The organism is Humitalea rosea (genome assembly GCF_003253705.1).
GTDB lineage: Bacteria > Pseudomonadota > Alphaproteobacteria > Acetobacterales > Acetobacteraceae > Humitalea > Humitalea rosea.
This window is the reverse complement of the sequence record NZ_QKYU01000009.1, coordinates 75,776-89,235: the sequence shown is the minus strand read 5'-3', so window position 1 is coordinate 89,235 and position 13,460 is coordinate 75,776. Positions and strand designations below refer to the sequence as shown.

The window sequence follows — 13,460 nt, the reverse complement described above, 5'->3', positions numbered from 1 at the left end:
TCAGGGAAGCAGGACGGAACTGCCGGTCGTCTCACGGGCTTCGAGCGCCCGATGGGCTTCGGCCGCGTCCTTCAACGGCCAGGACTGGTTGACCCGGATCTTCACGGCGCCGGAGCTTACCACGTCGAATAGATCCTGGGCCGAGGCCAGCAGATCCGCGCGCTTGGCGGTGTAGGTCGCAAGCGTGGGGCGCGTGACGTAAAGCGAGCCCTTGGCCGCCAGGATGCCGATGTCGAAGGGCGGCACCGGACCCGAGGCATTGCCGTAGGAGACCATTGTGCCGAAGGGCGCCAGGCAATCCAGGGAATTGGTCCAGGTGTCCCGGCCGACGCTGTCATAGACGACCGGCAGCATGGCGCCGCCGGTGATGTCCTTGACCCGTGCCACAAGGTCATCCGTTGCCAGCAGCGCGTGGTCGACGCCATGCTGGCGTGCAAGCTCGGCCTTGGCTTCGGTCGAGACAGTGCCGATGACGGTGCAGCCCAGGTGCTTGGCCCATTGCGACAGGATAAGCCCGACGCCACCGGCCGCGGCGTGGATCAGGATGGTCTGCCCCGCTTCGGCCTCGAAGGTGCGGCGGATCAGGTATTGCGCCGTCATGCCCTGCAGCATCATGGCCGCACCCTGCTCGAAGGAGAGCGAATCTGGCAGCCGGACAAGCCGATCGGCCTTCATGATGCGCCGTTCGGCATAGGAGCCGATGGGGCCAGTCGCATAAGCGACCCGGTCGCCGACCGCGACCTCGGTCACGTCCTCGCCGATGGCCTCGACGATTCCGGAGGCTTCCATCCCGATGGTGGCCGGCAGCGAGGGGAGCTTATAGAGCCCGGTGCGGAAATAGACGTCGATGTAGTTGAGGCCGACCGCCTTGTGCGTGATCAGCGCCTCTCCGGCACGGGGTGCTGGGGTCGGCACCTCGTCCCACCGCAGGGTTTCGGGTCCACCATATTCGTGAATCCGGATGGCATGCGTCATGGGATCAGTTCCTGGCCAGGCCGAGGGTCAAGCCCTCGACGGGTTCGCATTTCATGGAGAAGCAACCACCGCTTGGTCTCCGGCCCCTCACCGCCCGAAAACCCGCCCAGGGCCCCGGACGCACCGATCACGCGGTGGCACGGAATGAGGATCGGCAGGGGGTTCCGCGCATTGGCCTGGCCAATGGCGCGCGCGGCTGAGGTAAGCTCCTGGGCAAGCTGCCCATAGCTGCGGGTTTCGCCGCAGGGGATGGCACAAAGCGCCGCCCAGACCCGCAGTTGGAAGGCGCTCCCGCTCGGGCGGAGCGGGAGATCAAAGGCAAGCAACTCCCCATCGAAGAAGGCGTGCAGTTGCCGCCTTGCTTCTACCAGTAGCGGGGTCTCACCCTCACTCCCGCCGGGGAGCCCGCCCCTGCCCCAATCGAGGGCAACAAGGGCATCGTCCTCGGCAAAAATCGTGACCTCCCCGACCGGGGTATGCAGACTTGTCTGTCGCATTGCACCTTTGCCCTACCCTCATGGGTGCCCTTTTCCTTGCTAGCGTCAAGCATGGTGCGGCGGACCCGGAAGCGCCTAGAAGGGTGACGAAAACCACAAGGTGAGCAAGCCGGTGACGCCCTCCGATCCTTCGATCTTCTATAGCTGTCACATCTTTGTCTGCTGCAATCGCCGGCCCGATGGTCATCGCCGCGGTTCCTGTGCGGCCAAGGGCAGCGAGGGGCTGCGCGACTACATGAAGGCGCGGATGAAGGAGCTTCAGGTTCCACAGTCGCGCGTGAATTCGGCGGGGTGCATGGAGCGCTGCGAATTTGGCCCGGCCATGGTGATCTACCCGGAGGGCGTCTGGTACCGCCCCGCCACGACGGAGGATGTGGAGGAGATCATCCAGACCCATATCCTGGGCGGCGGTCGGGTTGCGCGGCTGATGCTGACCGAAAACGACGTGTTGCCGCCAAAAGCCTGACCGCGAGCGTTTCACGTGGAACAGGGCCATTCAGGTATTTTCGCCCTTGCCAGCGGCGCGGGGCGGGGCGCCATTGCCATCATCCGTGTCTCCGGCCCCCGCTGCGACCTCGCCTTGCGGCAAATTGCCGGGGCCATGCCAGATCCGCGGATGGCGGCACTGCGCAGGCTGCGCCATCCGCGGACAGGGGAAATGCTGGACCGAGCCTTGCTGCTGTGGTTTCCGGGGCCCGCTTCATTCACCGGCGAAGATGCCGCCGAGCTACAGATACACGGCGGGCCGGCGGTGGTCGCAGCCGTTTGCGATGCCCTCGTCAGCGCGGGCTGTCGGCCGGCCGAGCCGGGGGAGTTTTCACGCCGCGCCTTCCTCAATGGCCGGCTGGATCTGACGGCCGCCGAAGGTATCGCCGACCTGATTGCCGCCGAGACCGAAGCCCAGCGCAAGGCCGCGCTGCGCCAGGCGGAAGGTGGCCTGGGCGCGGTGCTCGCCGCTTGGGACCGACGGTTGATGAAGCTATTGGCGCATCAGGAAGCGGCCATCGAATTTGCCGATGAGGGCGATGTGCCGGGTGATCTGTCGGCGTCGGTCGTTGATGGTGCCTCCGCCCTGGCCGTTGAGATCGCCGAGCATTTGCGACAGGGAGAGCGGGCAACCCGGCTGCGGGAAGGCGTTCGCATCGTCATCCTCGGGGCGCCGAATGTGGGGAAATCCTCGCTGCTCAATCGCCTGGCGCGCTCGGATGCGGCAATCGTCACCGATCAGCCTGGAACCACGCGCGACGTCATCGATGTTCGGCTCGACCTTGCCGGGGTGCCGGTGACCCTTTCGGATACCGCGGGGCTGCGGGAGGCGGCCGATATGATCGAGGCGGAGGGCATGCGCCGCGCAAGGCAGCGGGCGGCGCATGCCGATCTGATTCTGATGATGACGGCGCAAGGGATCGCCGAGGATCCTGCGATGCAACCGCCCGCCGATGTTTCGGTGCTGCATGTCCACAACAAGATCGATCTGGCCGGATCACAGGAGCAAAGGCCCCACTGCCTCGGGGTCTCCACCCTGACCGGTGCGGGCATCGAGACGTTGGAAGCGGCCTTGACGGAGACCGTCCAGCGCATCGCAGGCATCACCGATGCGGCGACGATTTCTCGCCCGAGGCATCGTGCGGCCCTGATCGAGGCACGCGACTGGCTTCGAGAAGCCGTCGTGGCGCCCCTTCCCGAGCTTTCGGCCGAGGCGTTGCGCGGCGCGCGGCGCGCGATCGGGCGCTTGACCGGGCACTCGGGTGTGGACGCGGTGCTGGACAGCATTTTCAGGGACTTCTGTATCGGCAAGTAGGGGCGGTATACGCCGCCTATGAACTACGATGTCATCGTCATTGGCGGCGGCCACGCCGGGACCGAGGCCGCGGCGGCCGCCGCGCGCTGCGGCGCCAGCACGCTGTTGCTGACGCATCGGCACGCGACCGTGGGCGAGATGTCCTGCAACCCGGCCATCGGTGGGATCGGGAAGGGCCATCTCGTGCGCGAGATCGATGCTCTGGATGGGCTGATGGCGCGGGCGGCCGACGCGGCCGGTATCCACTTCCGCCTGCTGAACCGCAGCAAAGGCCCGGCTGTGCGCGGCCCGCGGGCGCAGGCCGACCGCAAACTGTATCGCGCTGCCATTCAACGCCTGCTGTCCGAGACATCCGGACTTACGATCCTCGAAGCAACCGCCGAGGCATTGGACGTTAATAGCGAAGGGCGGCTTGCCGCTATCCGGTGCAGCGACGGCCGACGCTTCGCATGCGCCGCTGCCATCATCACAACCGGTACTTTCTTGCGGGGCATGATCCACGTCGGCGCGACCAGCACCCCGGCGGGTCGGATCGGCGAGGCCCCTACGATCGGGCTGGCGGATGCGCTGCGGGACCTCGGCCTGCCTATGGGGCGGTTGAAGACAGGCACGCCGCCGCGGCTCGACGGTCGCACCATCGATTGGGCTGCCATCGAACTGCAGCCTGGCGATGCCGAGCCTGAGCCCATGTCCTGGCTGACGGATGCCATCACCGGCCCGCAACTCTCTTGCGGGATCACCGAGACCACGCCTGAAATCCACGCGATGATCAGGGCCAACCTGCACAGGGGCCCCGTCCATTCGGGCCGCATTCAGGGGGCGGGGCCGCGTTATTGCCCCTCGATCGAGGATAAGGTCGTCCGCTTCGCCGACCGGGACCGCCACCAGGTCTTCCTCGAACCCGAGGGGCTGGACGATGACACGGTCTATCCCAATGGGATCTCCACCAGCCTGCCGGTCGATATCCAGGCCGCGATGATTGCCGGCATCCCCGGCCTGTCTCGCGCCAAGATCCTGAGGCCGGGCTATGCCGTCGAATACGACCATATCGACCCGCGTGCGCTGTTCCCAAGCTTCGAGACGAAGCGGCTGCCGGGGTTGTTCCTGGCAGGTCAGGTCAACGGCACCACGGGGTATGAGGAAGCGGCGGCCCAGGGGATCATGGCCGGGATCAACGCTGCGCGGCTCGCCGGCGGTGGCGTGGCTGATCGGGTTCTTGCTCGCACGGATGCCTATATCGGCGTACTGGCCGATGATCTGACCTTGCAAGGCATCTCCGAGCCCTACCGGATGCTGACGGCCCGCGCCGAGCATCGCCTCGCCCTGCGGGCCGACAACGCCGGTTTGCGCCTGACGGATATTGGGATCGCCTGGGGCTGCGTTGGGCCAGAGCGTGCCAGGCGCCACACGGCCTTCAGCACCCTGGTGACGGAGGCCCTGAGCCACGTCCGAGCCACAACCGCGACCCCTGCCGCCATTCAGTCCGCCGGCATTCCGGTCAACCAGGACGGACGGCCGCGGAGCCTTTTGACCGTGATCGGCCTGCCAGGCTTTACCTGGGCTGCCATGGCCGGGCTCGCATCGGCGGTTACCGCGCTCCCTGCCCTTATCCATCATCAACTGGAGGCCGAGGCGCTTTACGCCCCCTATCTTGGCCGTCAGGCCGAAGAACTAGCGCTGCTGCGGCGGGAGGAAGGGGTGGCTGTCCCGCGGGGCATTGATTTCAGCGTCATCCCCGGGCTTTCGCGTGAAATGCAGCAACGGCTTGCGGCTGCTGGTCCGCCGACCCTGGGCTCGGCAGGGCGCATACCCGGGATCACCCCTGCGGCTGTCGCGGCGCTCGCCGTGCATCTGCGGCGTGATCCGCTGTGTTCCACGTGAAACAGAACGACCAGCTGGACCAGTTGCAGCGCCTCGTTGAGCGCTGGAATCCCCGGATCAATCTCGTCAGCCGTGCCGATGTTGCCGATCTGCGCCAACGGCACATCGAGGATTCGGCGCAGCTTCTGCCTCTGTTGCCTGCTGGGGACGGTCCGGCCGCCGATCTTGGATCAGGTGCGGGCTTCCCGGGCCTCGTCCTCGCCATCCTGACGACACGGCCTTGGCATCTGGTCGAGGTCGACCGGCGAAAAGCTGCCTTTCTCGCAACGGCGGCAGGAGAGCTCGGTCTGGATCACGTCCGCATCCATGTGGCCCGCATCGAGGATGTTGTGCTGCCGCCGCTCGCCGTGGTCACCGCCCGCGCCCTCGCACCCCTTCCCGAGCTCTTGGCACATGCGGCGCGATTGCTTGCGCCGGAGGGCGTCGCGCTGTTTCCCAAGGGCCGCAGCGTGCAGGATGAGTTGACCGCCGCCCGTGCCGGCTGGCACATGACAGCCGAAGAGTTTCCGAGCCGTACCAACGGCGCCTCCACCATCCTCCGAATTTCCGGGATCCGCCGTGCCGGCCCCTGACAAGACACAGCCGCGTCGCATCGTCGTTGCCAACCAGAAAGGTGGCGTCGGCAAGACCACGACCGCCGTCAACCTTTCGACCGCCTTGGCGTCGCGCAAGCGCGTGCTGCTCATCGACCTCGATCCGCAGGGCAATGCCTCAACCAGCCTTGGCCTGCCGCGCAGTGAGCGCGGGGCCGGCACATATGCGGCGCTGCTCGGCTCGCGTGCCCTGCCCGATCTGCTTCGGCCCACGCGAATCCCCGGGCTCTCGGTGCTGCCCGCCGATGCGGATCTGGCCGGGGCCGAGATCGACCTCGTGGATTTGCCGCAGCGCGAACATCGGCTCGCGTCCTGCCTCGACGCCGCGGCCGAGGCCTTGCGTGCCTACGACTATATCCTGATCGACTGCCCGCCCTCGCTCGGCCTGCTGACGGTCAATGCGCTGGTCGCGGCCGACAGCGTGCTGGTGCCATTGCAGACCGAGTTCTTCGCCCTCGAAGGCGTGTCGCAGCTGACCCGAACGATCGAACGCATCCGGCGCAACCTCAACCCGTCTCTTGCGCTGGAGGGCATCGTCCTGACGATGTTCGACCGCCGCAACAACCTGTCCGAGGCCGTTGCCGCCGATGTACGGAGCCATTTCAAGGAGGCGGTCTTCGACACGATGATCCCGCGCAACATCCGCATCACCGAGGCGCCGTCGCACGGTCTTCCTGTACTGCTCTACGATATCCGCTCTGCCGGGGCGCAGGCCTATGTCGAGCTTGCGGCCGAATTCCTCCGCCGCGAACGTCGCGCCGCGCGAGCGCGGGCATGAGCGGCCGCAAACCGTCCCGCCTCGGCATGGGCCTCTCGGCATTGCTGGGTGAGGCGGGTGGCGATGCCGGATCTACCCCGCGTAGCCTGCCGGTCGGTGCTTTGGAGCCAGGCCCCTTCCAGCCGCGCGGCCCGATTTCACAGCCAGAGCTGAGCGACCTCGCCGCCTCGATCCGCGCCCATGGCGTGTTGCAGCCGATCCTGGTCCGGCCCAAGCCCGGCGCCGCGGGCACCTATCAGATCATCGGTGGTGAGCGTCGCTGGCGCGCCTCCCAGCTCGCGCAGCTGCATGAGGTTCCGGTCGTCGTCCGGGATCTGGATGATCGTGGTGCCATGGCCGCGGCCCTGGTGGAAAATCTCCAGCGGCAGGACCTCAACGCGCTTGAGGAAGCCGAAGGCTACCAGCGCCTCATCCGCGAGTTCGGCCTCACACAGGATGCCTTGGGGCAATCCGTCGGCAAATCGCGCAGCCATGTCGCGAACACCATGCGCCTGCTCGCCTTGCCCGATCCTGTCCGCGAGATGCTGCGGGATGGCCGCCTTTCGGCTGGCCATGCGCGCGCCTTGCTGACGGCCCCCGAACCCGCGCGATTGGCAGCATTGGTCGTTTCGCGCGGCCTGAACGTTCGCCAGGCGGAGGCTTTGGCCACGCAGGCGCCGCGGAGCGGCACCGAGCGCCCTTTTGATCCGGATGCCGAAGCCGTGGCCCGCGACCTGATGGCACGCCTGGGGATGAAGGTGGAGCTGCGCCGATCCGGGCGGGGCGGTCGGCTAACGCTGCATTTCGGCACTCTGGATCAGCTCGACGGCTTGTTGAGGCTGCTCAACCCCGACGCGTAGCCGCCCGCGCGGCCAGTACCAGCAATAGCTGGCGCGCCAGCGCCGCGTCCGGCACCGGCCGCCCGGTGCCGCCGCTCTTGGCGCGCTCCTCCGCCTCCAGGGCGGCCTGCGCCGCTGCCGCCAACATAGCCGGCGACCACCGCCTCAGCGCCTGTCCGAACGGTCCCTGAGCGCGCCCGAACACCGCAGGCCGCAACCCCGACATGGCGTCGGAGACCGAGGCCCCATGCTCCATCGCCACCGCAGCCTCCCGCAGCCGCACCAGATGCCGCAACACGGCCCGCAGCACGCCCACCGGCGTCGCGCCATCGGCAAAGGCGGCGCGCGTCGCCCGATCTGTGCCGGGAATATCGCCGAGCATGGCGGCACTCAGCGCGTCATCGAGTTCGGGGCCGGTTCCCTCGCCCCCCGCCGAGGCCAGCAGCGCCGCCTCGTCCAGCCGCCCGCCGCGTCCGGCGTAGAGCGAGAGCCGTTCCACCTCGCGCCGGACCTGCAAACGGTCCTCTCCCATGCGCGCGGCCAGCCATTCGAGGGCTGTGGGATCGACCTCGACCCCTTCGGCTGCGAATAATCCCCTCAAGGTCGCCACCAGCGCCTCGCCCCGCTCGGGCGCGCAGGGGATGGCACAGGCGCCTGGAGCCCCTTCCACGAGCTCCAGCAGCTTGCCGCGCCGTTTCAGCTCGCCGGCTTCGACGATGACCAATGCCTCGCCATTCGCGTCCAATGCGGCCTTGAGCGGGGTCGCCATGGCGTCGGTCGCATCCCGCACCCGCACCACGCGGCGCCCGCCGGTCAGCGACCCCGCGGTGACCTCGGCGACCAGCGCGCCGGGCCGCACCGCGGCCTCTCGGGGCAGTTCAGCGAAGCGGAAGGGATCGGGGGCGCCCACCACCGCATCGATCAGCGCCGCCGTGCGCTCCTGCACCAGCCCCTGGTCTTCGCCGTAAAGCAGAATGACGCGCCAGGCAGAGGGATCCGCAAGCACGCCCGGGATCCGCCGCGCGTCGAGCCGCGCCATCCTGGTGTCAGCCGACCGTGGGGGCGCGGAAGCGCAGGGCGAGCCGCAGAACGATATCTTCGGCCAGCAGCTCGGTAAGGCGGCGCTCCGCCGCTCCGCGCGACTGGTCGGACGCGAAAAACTGGTTGTCCAGGATATTCCAGGCTTCCGCCGCCCGCGCGGTGCCCGAGGCGACCTCCTCCGGCGGAGTGCCGAGGGTCAGCAACACCCATGTCGCCGTCGCGGTGTAGCGGATTCGTGAAGCCGTTCCGTCGCGATGGAATCCTTCGGGGTCGGCCGCCAGCCGGAAGCTTGCTCGCAGGTCGTAGCGACCAGGAAGACCGGCACCCTGCGGGTCCAACCGCTGCTGTAGCGCCCGCCGCAGCAACTGTCCGTTCCGTTCGGGGATGAGCCCCACCCGCACGGCCGCAAGCTCGGCCGCCATGCGGCTGTCGGCCACACCGGCGCCACCCCCATCCGGCGCGTAAAGCGGGCGGAAGCCGCAGCCGCCCAGCGCCAGAAGGCCAACTCCTCCCAGCAGGCGCCGGCGGGTCTCAGGCAACGAAATTGACGATGCGTCCGGGGACATGGATGCGCTTCCTGATCGGCTTGCCGCCAAGGGCACGCTGCACGTTCTCCTCGGCCTCGGCCAGGGCGAAGATCTCGGCCTCGGCCAGACCGATGGGTATCTCGATGGTCGAGCGCAGCTTGCCCATGACCTGGATGGCCATGGTCACGGTATCGACGGCCAGCAGCGCCGGATCGGCCTCGGGCCAGGTCCTGTTGGCCACAAGCCCCGTCTCGCCCGGATGCAGCAACGCCCAGCACTCCTCGGCGAGATGCGGCATCATCGGGGCCGAAAGCTGCGCCAGCATCTCCAAGGCTTCCTGCCGCGCCGGGCCGAAGACGGGGCTTTCGCCGATGGCGTTGGCCAGTTCGTGGATGCGGGCGACGGCGACATTGAAGGCGAAGCTGTCCAGCGCCTCGGTCACCGCGGCGATCGTCCGGTGCGTCATCTGGCGCAAGGAGCGGTCGGGCAGGTCATTCGCCGCGGTTTCGCTCGCCGCGACGACCAGGCGGAAGATGCGCTGGGTGAAGCGGAAGGCGCCGGCAACGCCCCCCTCGGTCCACTCCATGTCCCGTTCGGGCGGGTTGTCCGACAGGATGAACCACCGCGCCGTATCCGCGCCATAGCGGTCGATGATCGCACCGGGATCGACGGTGTTGCGGCGGGATTTGCTCATCGCCTCGACCCGGCCGACCGTCACGGCCTCGCCGGTTTCGCGGTGGATGGTGGTGCCCTGCCCGACCTGCTCGACTTCCGTCGGGTAGAGCCAGCGCCCATCCGCGCCCTTGAAGGAGGCGTGGGTGACCATCCCTTGCGTGAACAGCCCGGCGAATGGCTCGGTGACCGACACATGTCCGGTCTCGCGCATCGCCCGGGTGAAGAAGCGCGAATACAGCAGGTGCAGGATCGCATGCTCGATGCCGCCGATATACTGGTCCACCGGCAGCCAGGCATCGACCGCGGCGCGCGTCACCGGCGTCTCGGCATGGGGTGAGCAGAAGCGGGCAAAATACCAGGAGCTGTCGACGAAGGTGTCGAAGGTATCCGTCTCGCGCCGCGCAGGCTTGCCGCAACTGGGGCAGGCGATGTGCTTCCAGGTCGGATGGTGGTCCAGGGGATTGCCGGGGCGGGAGAAGTCCACATCCTCCGGCAGGCGCACCGGCAGGTCCGACGCCGGGACCGGCACCACGCCGCAGGCCTCGCAATGGACGATGGGGATTGGGCAGCCCCAGTAGCGCTGGCGCGATACCCCCCAATCGCGCAGGCGCCAGTTCACGACACCCTGGCCGATGCCCTGGGCCTCCAGCGCTTCGATGGCCGCACGCTTGGCGGCAGGCACATCCAGCCCGTCGAGGAAGCCCGAATTGGCGAGCACGCCATCATCGGTGAAGGCGGTGTCGCCGACCGTCATATCCGCATCGCTCGCCGGGACGACGACGGGTGTCACAGACAGCTTGTACTTGCGGGCGAACTCCAGGTCGCGCTGGTCATGGGCCGGGCAGCCGAAGATCGCCCCCGTGCCGTATTCCATGAGCACGAAATTCGCGATCCAGACCGGGTAGGTCGCGCCGGGAATGAAGGGGTGGGCGACCCGGAAACCGGTATCGAAGCCACGCTTCTCCGCCTGTTCGATTGCGACCTCGCTGGTGCCCATGGCACGGCATTCGGCGATGAAGGTCGCCGCCGCGGGGTCGCGCGCCGCGGCCGCGGTCGCCAGGGGGTGCTCTGCCGCGACCGCCATGAAGGACATGCCGAACAGGGTGTCGGGGCGGGTGGTGAAAACCTCGACCTCGGCGATGCCCTCCATCGGCTCGGCCATGGGGAAGCGCACACGCGCACCTTCGCTGCGGCCGATCCAATTGGCCTGCATCGTTTTCACGCGGTCCGGCCAGCGCGGCAGATCATCAAGAGCGGCCAGCAGATCCGGCGCGAATTTGGTGATCGCGAAGAACCACTGCGACAGCTTCTTCTTCTCGACCGGCGCGCCGGACCGCCAGCCACGGCCGTCGATCACCTGCTCATTGGCCAGGACCGTGTTATCGACCGGGTCCCAGTTGACCCAGGATTCACGGCGGCCGACCAGGCCGGCCTTCAGGAAATCCAGGAACAGCGCCTGCTGCTGGCCATAATACTCAGGATCGCAGGTGGCGAATTCGCGTGACCAGTCGAGCGAGAGGCCCATGCGCTTCAGCTCGGCCCGCATCGCCGCGATGTTGGCGTAGGTCCAGGCGGCTGGGTGGGTGCCACGCTCGCGTGCGGCATTCTCGGCGGGCAGGCCAAATGCGTCCCAGCCCATGGGATGCAGAACCAGATGCCCACGCGCGCGCTTATACCGCGCGACCACATCCCCCAGCGTGTAGTTGCGAACGTGACCCATGTGGATCTTGCCGCTGGGGTATGGGAACATTTCAAGAACGTAGTATTTCAACGCCCCAGGTGGCGGGACATCGGGGACGGCAAAGCAGCCGCCCTCGTTCCAGGCAGCCTGCCACCGGGGTTCGGCAGCAGCGAAATCATAGCGGACCGGGGCAGGAGCGTCGTTCATGAGACCAAGGGCTTGTGATGTGCCGCGAGGATTACGGCGCGGAACAGCACAAGGGAAGGCCGCTCAGTTCGATGCGTTCTGGCTTCGCAATTCGCGAGCCCGCGCCAGCACCTTGTCTTCCAGTTCGGAACCCGTGCTGGCGGCGACTTCGACGTCGACCCAGGCGCCATTCCGCATTTCCTGCCGGAACACCACCACCCGCACGCCATCGGAGCGCAGCTGACGCCCCAGGATATAGGCGGTGGCCCGGAAGCGCTCGCCATTGGTTGAGGGCGGCGAATACCAATCCGTGATGACGACGCCACCAAAGGGATCGGCCGAGGCCAAAGGCATGAAGGAGAGCGTGTCCAGCGTCGCGCGCCAGAGGTAGGCGTTCACGCCGATGCCGCTGCCCTGGTCGGCGGTGCCGCGCTGGCTGCTGCGGTCGGTCCCGAACAGCAGGATCCCGTCTTCGCCACCCAGACGCCCGCGCACGCGCGAGCGGCGGCTGTCGTCGTTGTACTCATCCTGTCGGGGAGTACGCATATTTTCGGCCAGTGAACCGCATGCGGCAAGCAGGCTCAGGGCTACCCCGGCCAGCAGATTGCCTCTCCATCGGACCATGCGTGTCTACCCCGTGTCACCGCCGGCCAAACCCGGCAGACGTCTCTTTACTCTGATTGTGGGCCCCGGAAAAGGCGAAGGGTGGCAGGTTGCCCTGCCACCCCCCGATCCTGCGTCTGAACCCGTTGGGTTCAGAAGCTGAGGCGCGTGCCGACGATGAACACGTCGATCGTACGGTTACGCTGCGACGCATAGTTGGTCGGGTTGGTCGCGTTGTTGGCGATGTTCTTGTTGTCGATGTTCGTGTAGTTGGCGAACATTTCGAGGCCCGGAGCCAGCGTGTAGACGGCGCCGACCGAGATCAGCTGCTGCTCGCGGTCTTTCAACTGCGCGCCGGCAACGACGGCAGTACCGTTGTCGCGGCTGGCTTCGGCGAAGAACGCGCCGACTTCGAAGGCACCCATCCGGTAGGTGGCGCCAGCGCCCCAGTTGGTGGAGTTGTCCAGGCCTTCGCGCAGCACGCCACGGGTGGCGCCGCTGAACTTGCCCCAGCTGTAGTAGCCACCGACCGTCAGGCCATAGGCGGACAGGTTCAGGCCGGCCTGGTACTGGGTCACGTCCTCGAGACCGACGGGAACGCCGCCGAAGAGCACGCCGTTCGACTCTTGGGCATCGGCACGCATCGCGCTGAAGGCAGTGGCCACGCCAACGCCACCGAAGGTCCCGCGATAACGCACGGCGCCGGAGATTTCGTTGGTCAGGCCGAGGCCATCACGCTGGATGCCGCCGGTCGGGGTGAGGAAGTTCTCGCCTTCGCTCTGGTTCGCGGCATAGCTGATGCCGAAGTCGAAGCCGAAGAACTGCGGGGAGAGGTAGATGATCTTGGTCGAGTCGACGCCGTCGTTGATGCCGGTCACGAGGTAACGCGAGCCATCGCCGCTCGGAGGGGTGAACTCATCCCAGCCGCCGCTCTGGTCGAGGTTCTGGATGCCGGGGGTCGACACCTTCAGCTGGTCGGCGGCGTTGTCCTGGTCGCCGAGCTGCAGCTGGCCCAAGGTCGGGCTGCTGATGTACATCCACATTTCGTCGGTATCGACGACGCCGCCATTGCCGGCGCCGCCCGAGTTCGTGACGTTGTCGACCTGCAGTTCGATCGCAGCGCCGTAGGTGAGGCCGTTGGCGGCCTTACCGGACACGAGGATGTGGATTTCCGCGTCAGAGCGGAAGTCGACCTTGTCGCGGCTGACAGTGCGGGCGGCGTTGGTGCCGACGGCGGGGATGGTGACGGCGTTCCTGTCGGCGTCGTCGTCGATGTAGCCGCCGGTGAACTCGAAGAAGCCACCGATACGAACGGTCGGGGCCGTCTGTGCGGACGCGTGCGACGCACCGAACAGGGCCGCAGCGGCCACCGCAGTGGTGCCGAGCAGAAGCTTGCGCATACCC

The 13,460-nt window shown here is 67.4% G+C and carries 13 protein-coding genes; 6 read left to right on the top strand and 7 right to left on the bottom strand.

Annotation, left to right across the window (positions count from 1 at the left end; all coding sequences use genetic code 11):
• Complete coding sequence (locus C8P66_RS09385; protein WP_111397989.1) at window positions 1–975, bottom strand: quinone oxidoreductase family protein; 975 nt, start codon at window positions 973–975, stop codon at window positions 1–3.
• A complete protein-coding gene (locus C8P66_RS09380; protein WP_111397988.1) occupies window positions 972–1,472 on the bottom strand; it encodes a methylated-DNA--[protein]-cysteine S-methyltransferase in 501 nt (166 codons plus the stop codon). The genes C8P66_RS09385 and C8P66_RS09380 overlap by 4 nt, the downstream gene beginning before the upstream one ends.
• 100 nt (window positions 1,473–1,572) lie before the next feature.
• Here C8P66_RS09380 and C8P66_RS09375 point away from each other — a divergent pair, with 100 nt between their 5' ends.
• From C8P66_RS09375 to C8P66_RS09350, 6 genes are read left to right on the top strand one after another with little or no spacing between them, the layout of a single operon-like run.
• The gene (locus C8P66_RS09375; protein WP_245903373.1) at window positions 1,573–1,938 is read left to right on the top strand and encodes a (2Fe-2S) ferredoxin domain-containing protein; all 366 of its coding nucleotides are present in this window, start codon (window positions 1,573–1,575) and stop codon (window positions 1,936–1,938) included.
• 15 nt (window positions 1,939–1,953) lie between these two features.
• The gene (gene mnmE, locus C8P66_RS09370) at window positions 1,954–3,273 is read left to right on the top strand and encodes a tRNA uridine-5-carboxymethylaminomethyl(34) synthesis GTPase MnmE (protein ID WP_111397987.1); all 1,320 of its coding nucleotides are present in this window, start codon (window positions 1,954–1,956) and stop codon (window positions 3,271–3,273) included.
• Window positions 3,274–3,291: 18 nt separating this feature from the next.
• Window positions 3,292–5,154 (top strand): tRNA uridine-5-carboxymethylaminomethyl(34) synthesis enzyme MnmG, encoded by a 1,863-nt coding sequence (gene mnmG, locus C8P66_RS09365; RefSeq protein WP_111397986.1) that lies wholly within the window; start codon window positions 3,292–3,294, stop codon window positions 5,152–5,154.
• Window positions 5,151–5,726 (top strand): 16S rRNA (guanine(527)-N(7))-methyltransferase RsmG, encoded by a 576-nt coding sequence (gene rsmG, locus C8P66_RS09360; RefSeq protein WP_245903372.1) that lies wholly within the window; start codon window positions 5,151–5,153, stop codon window positions 5,724–5,726. The genes mnmG and rsmG overlap by 4 nt, the downstream gene beginning before the upstream one ends.
• On the top strand, window positions 5,713–6,525 hold the full coding sequence (locus C8P66_RS09355) for a ParA family protein (protein ID WP_111397984.1): 813 nt from the start codon (window positions 5,713–5,715) through the stop codon (window positions 6,523–6,525). The genes rsmG and C8P66_RS09355 overlap by 14 nt, the downstream gene beginning before the upstream one ends.
• The gene (locus C8P66_RS09350; protein WP_111397983.1) at window positions 6,522–7,364 is read left to right on the top strand and encodes a ParB/RepB/Spo0J family partition protein; all 843 of its coding nucleotides are present in this window, start codon (window positions 6,522–6,524) and stop codon (window positions 7,362–7,364) included. Before C8P66_RS09355 ends, C8P66_RS09350 begins: the two co-directional genes overlap by 4 nt.
• On the opposite strand, the gene holA is transcribed toward C8P66_RS09350, so the two are convergent.
• The 5 genes from holA to C8P66_RS09325 form a co-directional block, all read right to left on the bottom strand.
• A complete protein-coding gene (holA, locus tag C8P66_RS09345) occupies window positions 7,348–8,382 on the bottom strand; it encodes a DNA polymerase III subunit delta (protein WP_111397982.1) in 1,035 nt (344 codons plus the stop codon). The genes C8P66_RS09350 and holA overlap by 17 nt on opposite strands.
• A gap of 7 nt (window positions 8,383–8,389) precedes the next feature.
• A complete protein-coding gene (gene lptE / locus C8P66_RS09340) occupies window positions 8,390–8,923 on the bottom strand; it encodes an LPS assembly lipoprotein LptE (RefSeq protein WP_158537182.1) in 534 nt (177 codons plus the stop codon).
• Complete coding sequence (gene leuS / locus C8P66_RS09335) at window positions 8,916–11,474, bottom strand: leucine--tRNA ligase (RefSeq protein ID WP_111397980.1); 2,559 nt, start codon at window positions 11,472–11,474, stop codon at window positions 8,916–8,918. The genes lptE and leuS overlap by 8 nt, the downstream gene beginning before the upstream one ends.
• Before the next feature lie 63 nt (window positions 11,475–11,537).
• Window positions 11,538–11,999 (bottom strand): DUF3576 domain-containing protein, encoded by a 462-nt coding sequence (locus C8P66_RS09330; protein ID WP_245903370.1) that lies wholly within the window; start codon window positions 11,997–11,999, stop codon window positions 11,538–11,540.
• Window positions 12,000–12,208: 209 nt separating this feature from the next.
• Window positions 12,209–13,456 carry a porin gene (locus C8P66_RS09325; protein ID WP_111397978.1) on the bottom strand — a complete coding sequence of 416 codons (1,248 nt, stop codon included), beginning with the start codon at window positions 13,454–13,456 and terminating at the stop codon, window positions 12,209–12,211.
• Window positions 13,457–13,460 lie beyond the last annotated feature (4 nt).

What these genes read in the sequence shown, in the direction of transcription:
- C8P66_RS09385 (WP_111397989.1), bottom strand. Translation starts at nt 975, where the DNA reads ATGACGCATGCCATCCGGATTCACGAATATGGTGGACCCGAAACCCTG.
- C8P66_RS09380 (WP_111397988.1), bottom strand. Translation starts at nt 1,472, where the DNA reads ATGCGACAGACAAGTCTGCATACCCCGGTCGGGGAGGTCACGATTTTT.
- mnmG (WP_111397986.1), top strand. Translation starts at nt 3,292, where the DNA reads ATGAACTACGATGTCATCGTCATTGGCGGCGGCCACGCCGGGACCGAG.
- C8P66_RS09350 (WP_111397983.1), top strand. Translation starts at nt 6,522, where the DNA reads ATGAGCGGCCGCAAACCGTCCCGCCTCGGCATGGGCCTCTCGGCATTG.
- holA (WP_111397982.1), bottom strand. Translation starts at nt 8,382, where the DNA reads ATGGCGCGGCTCGACGCGCGGCGGATCCCGGGCGTGCTTGCGGATCCC.
- leuS (WP_111397980.1), bottom strand. Translation starts at nt 11,474, where the DNA reads ATGAACGACGCTCCTGCCCCGGTCCGCTATGATTTCGCTGCTGCCGAA.
- C8P66_RS09330 (WP_245903370.1), bottom strand. Translation starts at nt 11,999, where the DNA reads ATGCGTACTCCCCGACAGGATGAGTACAACGACGACAGCCGCCGCTCG.
- C8P66_RS09325 (WP_111397978.1), bottom strand. Translation starts at nt 13,456, where the DNA reads ATGCGCAAGCTTCTGCTCGGCACCACTGCGGTGGCCGCTGCGGCCCTG.